The organism is Macromonas nakdongensis, from assembly GCF_002837145.1.
Classification (GTDB): Bacteria; Pseudomonadota; Gammaproteobacteria; order Burkholderiales; family Burkholderiaceae_C; genus Macromonas_B; species Macromonas_B nakdongensis.
This window is the reverse complement of the sequence record NZ_NWMV01000073.1, coordinates 1-8,064: the sequence shown is the minus strand read 5'-3', so window position 1 is coordinate 8,064 and position 8,064 is coordinate 1. Positions and strand designations below refer to the sequence as shown.

The following is an 8,064-nucleotide window of genomic DNA, read 5'->3' as shown; positions in this document are numbered from 1 at the left end:
TGGAGGGCCGGTGCCGGCGGGGGGACGGGGCGCTGGAGTGGTCCGCCCTGTTCGCCCAGGCCGACGCGGCTTTGGCCGCCCAGGCCGAGTGGCTGCGGGAGCCCTGCAGCCCCGCGCCGGGCGCAGCGGCGCCGGTGGCGCGGCCACGGGCCGACCCCGCGGGAGCCGCCTGGCGCGAACTGGAGGCCCTGGAGGCCGCGCTGCGGCAGGGCGACATGGGGGTGTTCGATGCCTGGGCCGACTGGACGCAACACCATGGCCGGGCGCTGGGCGCCGACACCGAGGCCGCGTCATTGGCAATTGACAATTTCGATATTGATGCGGCTTTGGTGGAAATCGAATGCATCAAAAAACAACTGTTTGACCCCGATCTACCGTGACTTCGTCGGGGTTCTGTATAAAAATGGCTCGGCGTGCCGATAAAGCAGGCAAACACGCCCGCTGCACCGGCGTTTCACTGGAAGGTATTCATGCGCACCAATCTGCCCATCACCCAGAAAAATTACGACTTTCCGGCGGATCAGACGCTGATTTCGGTCACCGACCTCAAAGGTCGGATCACCTACTGCAACACCAATTTCGTCTCCGTCAGCGGTTACACCCGCGAAGAGCTGATGGGGCAGCCGCACAACCTGGTGCGCCACCCCGACATGCCGGAGGAGGCCTTCCGTGACCTCTGGCACACCATCCAGGACGAGGGCTTGCCCTGGACGGCGCTGGTCAAGAACCGCCGCAAGAACGGCGACCATTACTGGGTGCGGGCCAACGCCACGCCCATGCGAGACGGCGAGCGCATCGTCGGCTTCCTCTCGGTGCGCACCAAGCCGTCGAGCGAGGAAATCGCCGCCTTCGAAAAACTGTACGACACCATGCGCAGCGAAGCGGCTGCGGGCAAGCGGGTGCACGTGCTGCACCGGGGCGCGGTGGTGCGCAAGGGCCTGCTCGGCAGCATCGGCCGCCTGTTCAAGCCGGGCCTGCGCGGCCAGCTCGTCTGGCTGAGCCTCCTGTCGGCCGGTGGCCCGCTGGTGTCGGCCGAACTCGGCATGCCGGGCTGGGTCACGGCCCTGGCGGCCCTGGTCACCGTGTCGCTGTCGGCGTTTTTCGCGGTGCGCAGCGTCGGCGCGATCAAGCGCGTCATCAACGAGGCCAACCTCATGGCCGGCGGCGACCTGACCGCGCCCATCACCGTCAACGCCAGTGGCGAAATCGGCCAGCTGCAACTGGCCCTGGCCCAGGTCAACGTCTCGGTGCGCACCGTGGTGCGCGACATCCGCCACGAGGTGCGCAACCTGCTTGGCGGCTCCAGCGAGATCGCCGCGGGCAACAACGACCTGTCGGCCCGCACCGAGGCCCAGGCCAGCAACCTGGAGGAAACCGCCGCCTCCATGGAGGAGATCAACGGCACCATCCAGCAAACGGCGCACCTGGCCCGCGAAGGCGCCAACGTGGCCCGCGACACGGCCGATGTGGCCAAGCGCAGCCATTCGGCGGTGCTGACCGTGGCCGACACGATGAAGGACATCGCCGAGTCCTCGCGCCGCATCGGCGACATCATCCAGGTGATCGAGGGCGTGGCCTTCCAGACCAACATCCTGGCGCTGAACGCGGCGGTGGAAGCCGCCCGTGCCGGCGAACAGGGGCGCGGCTTTGCCGTGGTGGCCTCCGAGGTGCGGGCGCTGGCGCAGCGCACCACCTCGGCGGCCAAGGAAATCCGCGAGCTGATCGAGGAGTCGCGCGACCGTGTCGATGCCGGCAACACCCGGGCGGCCGAGGCGCGCGAGCGCATGGACGAGGCCATGGCTTCGGTGCAGCGGGTCACCGCGGTGCTGGAGGAAATCAGCGGTTCGGCCAGCGAGCAGTCCAGCGGCGTGGCCCAGGTCAGCGAAGCGGTGTCGCAGCTCGACTCCATCACCCAGCAGAACGCCGCCATGGTGGAAGAGCTGTCGGCTGCCGCGTCCTCGCTCAACGGCCAGGTCGAGCAGGTGGACAACGCCATCCGCGTGTTCCGCCTGACGGCCACCGACACCACCCTGGCCGAACTCGACGCGGTCGAGCTGCGCAAGCAGAACGGCGCCCGCGCCGAACCGGAGCGCGCACCCGCATCCGCCGGGCGTGCCCCGGCCCCTGCGATGGCCCGCTCCAAGCCGGCGGCGGCCCCGGCCCCTGCGGTGCGCAAGGCGGCGTCTCTGCCCAAGCCCAAGCCGGCAGCGGCGACCTCGGCGTCGGCCGAGGGCGATTGGGAAAGCTTCTGACGCGTGCCCCGTGGCCGACCGGTGCCCGGGGCCGACGGGGTCAGGCCAGCAAGGCCCGCATCCGGGCCACCGCTTCCTGCAGGTCGCTCAGGCTGCTGGCGGTGGAAAAGCGCACGTGGGTGCCGTCGTCGCGGTCGCTGAAGTCGCGGCTCGGCGTGGCCACCACGTGGGCGCGGTGCATCAGTTCGTGCACGAAATCGGCGCTGTTGTCCACGCCCAGGCGGGCGAACAGTGGGCTGGCATCGGCCCAGGCGTAGAAGGCGCCGTCTGGCGTCACGGGGATGTCAAAGCCCAGTGCTCGCAAGGCCGGCACAAAGTGGTCCTGCCTGGCTTTGAATTCGGCGCGGCGCCGCTCGTACTCGGCGATGCTGTCGGGCTCGAAACAGGCCAGCGCCGCGTGTTGCGCCACCGTGCTGGCGCAGATGTACAGGTTCTGCGCCAGGCGCTCCACCGCCTCGACCATGGCGTCGGGCACGACCAGCCAGCCCAGGCGCCAACCGGTCATGTTGAAGTACTTGGAGAAGCTGTTCACGCTCACCACCTGGTCGCTCAGGGCCAGGGCGGTCTGGCCGTAGCGCCCGTCGTGGCTCAGGCCCAGGTAAATCTCGTCCACCACCGTCACGCCGCCGCGTTCGCTGACGCGGGCGTGGATCTGGCGCAGGGCGTCGGGGTCGATCGAGGTGCCGGTGGGGTTGGACGGCGAGGCCAGCAGCACGCCGCGGGTGCGCGGCCCCCAGGCCTGGGCCACGGCGGCGGCATCGGGCTGGTGGCGCTGCGCCGCCGTGGTGGGCAGCAGCACCGCGCGCGCACCGATGGCCGACAGGATGTGGCGGTTGCAGGGGTAGCTCGGATCGGGCATCAGCACCTCGTCGCCGGCGTCGAACAGCGCCAGGCAGGCCAGTTGCAGCGCGGCCGAGGCGCCGGCGGTGATGGCGATGCGCCGCGCCGGCACGTCCACGCCGAAGCGTTGGGCGTACCAGGCCGCAATCCGTTCGCGCAAGGCCAGCAGGCCGAGGGCGTTGGTGTACTGCGTCTGCCCCTGGGCGATGGCCGCGGCCGCGGCCGCCTGCACCCGCGGCGGTGCAGTGAAGTCGGGCTCGCCGATGTTCAGGTACAGCATGCGCGGCTGTTCCGGCCCGAACGTGGCGGCCAGGGCCTGCGCCTCTTGGGCCACCTGCATGACGTAAAAGGGCTCGATGCGGCGGGCGCGTTCAGACAAGGGCATGGCGTGGCAAGGGCGGCGTGTGGTGCGAAAGTGGGTGTGCCGAGCGTAGCATGTGCGGCTACCATAGCCAGACCCTCGCGACTGTCGTGAACCCACCCATGCACACCCGCGCCACGCCGGCATGAACCGCCTGTCCCCACCCGTTCTGGTGCCGAAAAGCTCCGACCGCCTGCCCGACCAGTTGCAGCGTGTGCGGCGCTGGGCGCCGTGGCTCATCGCCGTGGCGGCCGCGTCGGTGGCGCTGAGCTTTGTCGTGCTGGCGGCGCTGGGGCAGATGGCCTGGGGTGTGGCCCAATTGTTGGGCGGCATCGTGCTGGTCATCACCAGCGCCACGGTGTGGGCCGTGAACGCGGTGCTGCGCAGCGCCAGTGCCGCGGTCGTGGCCCTGCTCGACGAAGCCGCGGACAGCCGACGGCAGGTCGATGCGCAGTTGCAACTGCGCCGCACGGTGGCCGACATCACCGCCCGTCTGCAGCAGGCCGCGGGCCCGGCCGAGCTGGCGCAGGCCCTGCTCTCGGCCCTGGCCGAGCCCCTGCAGGCCCACCAGTCCCTGTGTTGTGTGTGGGACGAGCAGAGCACCCTGTTGCAGGCCGCCGCCCGCTATGGTGGCCAAGGCGACAGCGCGCAGGCGGTGCTGACGCGCCGCCCGCGCCTGGGCAACCTGATCGAGGAGTGCGGCCGGCAGCGCCGATGGCTGGTGCTGCGCGACCCCGGTCCGGACTACCTGCTGGTGGGCTCCGGCCTGGGCGAGATGGCGCCAGCGGCCATCGTGCTGTTCCCGATCGAGCACGCCGGGCGCCTGTTCGCGGTGCTGGAGCTGGCCACCGTGGCCCCCTTCACCGACGACCAGCTGGCCCTGCTGCAGGCGTTGGCGCCGGTGTTCGCGGTCAACCTCGACCTGTTGCAGCGCGCCCAGCGCACCGAAGACCTGCTCGAGGACGCGCGCATGGCCGAAGAAAACCACCGCCTGATCCTGGGAGCGGTGGGCGAGGGCATCTGGGGGGTGGACGCCCGCGGGTTGACCACCTTCGTCAACCCGGCGGCCCTGCGCCTGCTGGGTTATGGCGAGGCCGAGGTGCAGGGGCGCGAGATGCACGCGCTGATCCACCACCACCGGCTGGACGGCGCGCCCTGGGCCGCCGCCGACAGCCCCGTGCTCCAGACCCTGGGCGATGGCCAGACCCGGCAGGTGGACGACGGCGCCCTGTGGCACCAGGACGGCACGCCCGTGCCGGTGAGCTACCGCACCACCGGCATCCTCAAGGGGGGGCGCATCGTCGGGGCGGTGATGGTGTTTCGGGAGCGTGCCGAATGAGCTTGCGCCAAGCCAACCGCCTGGTCGTCGGGCTGTCGCTGCTCCTGTTGCTGCTCCATGTGCTGGGGCTGACGGTGTACCACCGGCTGGAGCGGCAGCGCCTGGACGCCACGCTGCACCAGCAGCAGGCGCTGGCCGTGGCCGACCGGCTCGTCGCCGGCTCGGACAAGTTGACCCACAACGTGCGCGCTTTCGCCGCCACCGGCGACCTGCGCTTCGAGACTGCCTATTGGGACGAGGTGCAGATTCTGCGCAGCCGCGACCTGGCCGAAGCCACGCTGCGCAGCTTCGGCCTGTCCGATGTGGAGTGGGCCTTGATCGAGCGGGCCAAGCGCAGCTCCGACCGCTTGATCGAGCTGGACAAACAGGTCTTGGCCGAGGTCCGCCAGGGCCGTCAGGCGCAGGCGGTGGCTCGGGTGTTCGGCCCCGAGTACGCCGCTGCGCTCGCCGGCATCCAGGCCCCGGTGGACGAGTTTCGCCATCGCCTGCAGCGCCGGCTGACCCAGGAGGCGGACGCCGCGGGCGCACGCGCGCAAGGGGCGTGGTGGGTCTCGCTGGTGTTGATGGGGCTCAACGCGGTGCTGGTGGTGCTGGCGGTCGGGGTGTACCACCGCCGCCGGGTGCTCGGCCCGCTGGACGAGTTGAACCGGGAGGTGCGGGCCCTGCAGGCCGGCGAGCATTACCCCGCACCGGCGTTTCTGGACCAGCGCTCCGAGGTCGGCGAACTGGCGCGTTCGCTCGACGCCTACCGCAACGCCCGCGACCAAGTGGCCGACGACCGGTGGGTCAAGACCCACCAGGCCCGGATCTCGGCGTGCTTGCAGAGCAGCACCTCCGTGGTCGAACTGGCGCAGCGCCTGCTGCGCGAGGTCGGGCCCCTGCTGCAGGTGGGCCACGCGGTGTTCTACGTGCACGACGCGGCGGCGCGCGAACTGCGGCTGCTGGCCCAGTACGCCTACCGCCAGCGCAAGCACCTGGGGCAGCGCTTTGCCCTGGGCGAAGGGCTGGTGGGCCAGTGTGCCCTGGAAAAGGCACCCATCGTCATCACCCGGCCCTCGGCCGATTACGTGCAGATCGGCAGCAGCCTGGGCGAGGCAGCACCCGCGGCGATCCTGGTGCTGCCGGTGCTCAGCGGTGACAAGGTGATGGCGGTGATCGAGCTGGCCACGCTCGCCCAGTTTGGCGAGCGCGAGCACAACCTGCTCACCGAACTGATGCCGGTCCTGGCCATGGGCATGGAGATTCTGGAGCGCAACGTCCAGACCCAGCGCCTGCTGCAGGCCACCCAGGAACAGGCGCAGCGCTTGCAGGGCCAGGCCACCGAGCTGGCGCAGCAGACCCAGGAGATCGATGCCCAGCGCCGCTCCAACGAGGTCCTGCTGCGCGAGCAGACGGCGATTTTCGAATCGGTCAGCAGCGGCATCGCGGTGGTGCGCGACCGGGTCATCACCAAATGCAACAGCCAGCTCGCCGCCCTCTTTGGTCAGCCCGGCGACGACCTGGTCGGGCAGGGCACCCAGCAGTGGTACGGCACGCCCGAGGCCTACCGGCAGGTCGGGGCGGCGTACGCGCAGGTGCTGCAGGGCGAGCCGGTGCGCCTGGAGGTGCCGATGCAGCGGCACGACGGCAGCCCTTTCTGGGTGCGGCTGTTCGGCCAGGCCATCGACGCACGCGACCCCGACCGCGGGGTGGTGTGGACCCTGGACGACATTTCGGCCGAGCGCCAGGTGGCCGAGGAGATGCGCCGCGCGCGCGAACTGGCCGAGGACGCGGCGCAGACCAAGAGCGACTTCCTGGCCAACATGAGCCACGAAATCCGCACCCCGATGAACGCCATCATCGGTCTGTCGCACCTGGTGCTCAAGACCGAGCTGAACCCGCGCCAGCTTGACTACGTGCGCAAGATCCAGCAGTCGGGCCAGCACCTGCTGGGGGTGGTCAACGACATCCTCGACTTCTCCAAGATCGAGGCCGGCAAGCTGACCGTGGAGCACACCGATTTCGACCTGAACGCGGTGCTCGACAACGTTGCCAACCTGGTCGGGGAAAAGGCCGCGGCCAAGGGCCTGGAGCTGATCTTCGACGTGGCCCCGCAGGTCACGGACCGGCTCAGCGGCGACCCCCTGCGCCTGGGGCAGGTGCTGATCAACTACTGCAACAACGCCGTCAAGTTCACCGAGCGCGGGGAGATCACGGTCCGGGTCGAGCAGGTGCAGGACCTGGGCGAGGCGGTGGTGCTGCGCTTCAGCGTGCAGGACACCGGCATCGGCTTGTCGCCGGAGCAGCGCGAGCGCCTGTTCCAGAGCTTCAGCCAGGCCGACACATCGACCACGCGCAAATACGGTGGCACCGGCCTGGGCCTGGCCATTTCCAAGAACCTGGCCGAACTCATGGGGGGCGAGGTCGGGGTCGATTCGGAGTTGGGCCAGGGCTCGACCTTCTGGTTCACCGCCCGCCTGGGCAAAGGCCAGACGTCGTCGCGCCCGCTGCTGCCGCGGCCCGACCTGCGTGGCCGGCGTGTGCTGGTGATCGACGACAACGAACACGCCCGCGCGGTGTTGAGCGACATGCTGACCTCCATGAGCTTTGTCGTCGATGTGGCCGACAGCGGGCGCCAGGGCATCGCCGCGGTGCGCGAGGCGGCCCAGGCCGGGCGCCCTTACGACATCGTCTTCACCGACTGGCAGATGCCGGAGATGGACGGCCTGACCGCCGGCCAGCGCATCCGCGCCCTGGGCCTGACGCCCGCCCCGCAGCTGGTGATGGTGACCGCCTACGGGCGCGAGGAGGTCCTCAAGGGGGCCGATGCTGCCGGCTTCTCCGACGTGCTGATCAAACCGGTGAACCCGTCGATGCTGTTCGATGCCGCCATGCGCGCGCTGGGCGAGCTGGCCGAAAGCCCGAACACCGCGGTGCCCGTGGCCCGGCCTTTGGCCGACCTGTCCGCGATCGCCGGCGCCCGCGTGCTGCTGGTCGAGGACAACGAACTGAACCAGGAGGTGGGCCGCGAACTGCTGCGCGAGGCCGGGCTGGTGGTGGAGGTGGCCGAGAACGGCCAGGTTGCCATCGACCGGCTGCTGCAAGCCGACGCCCCGCCGTTCGACGCGGTCTTGATGGACATGCAGATGCCGGTGCTCGACGGCGTCGCGGCCACCGTCCGCCTGCGGGCCCTGCCGGCTTTCGCCCAGTTGCCCATCATCGCCATGACGGCCAACGCGATGCAGGCCGACCGCGACCGCTGCCGCGACGCCGGCATGAACGGCTACGTGGCC

Annotated in this window: 5 protein-coding genes; 4 read left to right on the top strand and 1 reads right to left on the bottom strand. The window is 70.2% G+C overall.

Annotated elements, in window-relative coordinates; genetic code table 11:
• Together CON77_RS10770 and CON77_RS10765 are read left to right on the top strand one after the other, a co-directional pair.
• A partial coding sequence (locus CON77_RS10770; protein ID WP_157826916.1) for a hypothetical protein occupies nt 1-380 on the top strand: 380 nt, incomplete at its 5' end.
• Nucleotides 381-470: 90 nt separating this feature from the next.
• Nucleotides 471-2,252 carry a methyl-accepting chemotaxis protein gene (locus CON77_RS10765; protein ID WP_101049150.1) on the top strand — a complete coding sequence of 594 codons (1,782 nt, stop codon included), beginning with the start codon at nt 471-473 and terminating at the stop codon, nt 2,250-2,252.
• A 40-nt stretch (nt 2,253-2,292) separates the two neighbouring features.
• Here CON77_RS10765 and CON77_RS10760 read toward each other — a convergent pair whose 3' ends face one another.
• Entirely contained in the window at nt 2,293-3,477 is a 1,185-nt protein-coding gene (locus CON77_RS10760) for a pyridoxal phosphate-dependent aminotransferase (RefSeq protein ID WP_101049149.1), read from the bottom strand.
• A 121-nt stretch (nt 3,478-3,598) separates the two neighbouring features.
• On the opposite strand from CON77_RS10760, the gene CON77_RS10755 reads away from it, so the two are divergent.
• On the top strand, nt 3,599-4,792 hold the full coding sequence (locus CON77_RS10755) for a GAF domain-containing protein (RefSeq protein ID WP_101049148.1): 1,194 nt from the start codon (nt 3,599-3,601) through the stop codon (nt 4,790-4,792).
• On the top strand, nt 4,789-8,064 hold a 3,276-nt coding region (locus tag CON77_RS15360), incomplete at its 3' end, for a response regulator (RefSeq protein WP_101049147.1). The genes CON77_RS10755 and CON77_RS15360, both read left to right, overlap by 4 nt.

Excerpts from the sequence above, each read along its gene's own strand:
- CON77_RS10765 (WP_101049150.1), top strand. The coding sequence starts at position 471 with ATGCGCACCAATCTGCCCATCACCCAGAAAAATTACGACTTTCCGGCG.
- CON77_RS10760 (WP_101049149.1), bottom strand. The coding sequence starts at position 3,477 with ATGCCCTTGTCTGAACGCGCCCGCCGCATCGAGCCCTTTTACGTCATG.
- CON77_RS10755 (WP_101049148.1), top strand. The coding sequence starts at position 3,599 with ATGAACCGCCTGTCCCCACCCGTTCTGGTGCCGAAAAGCTCCGACCGC.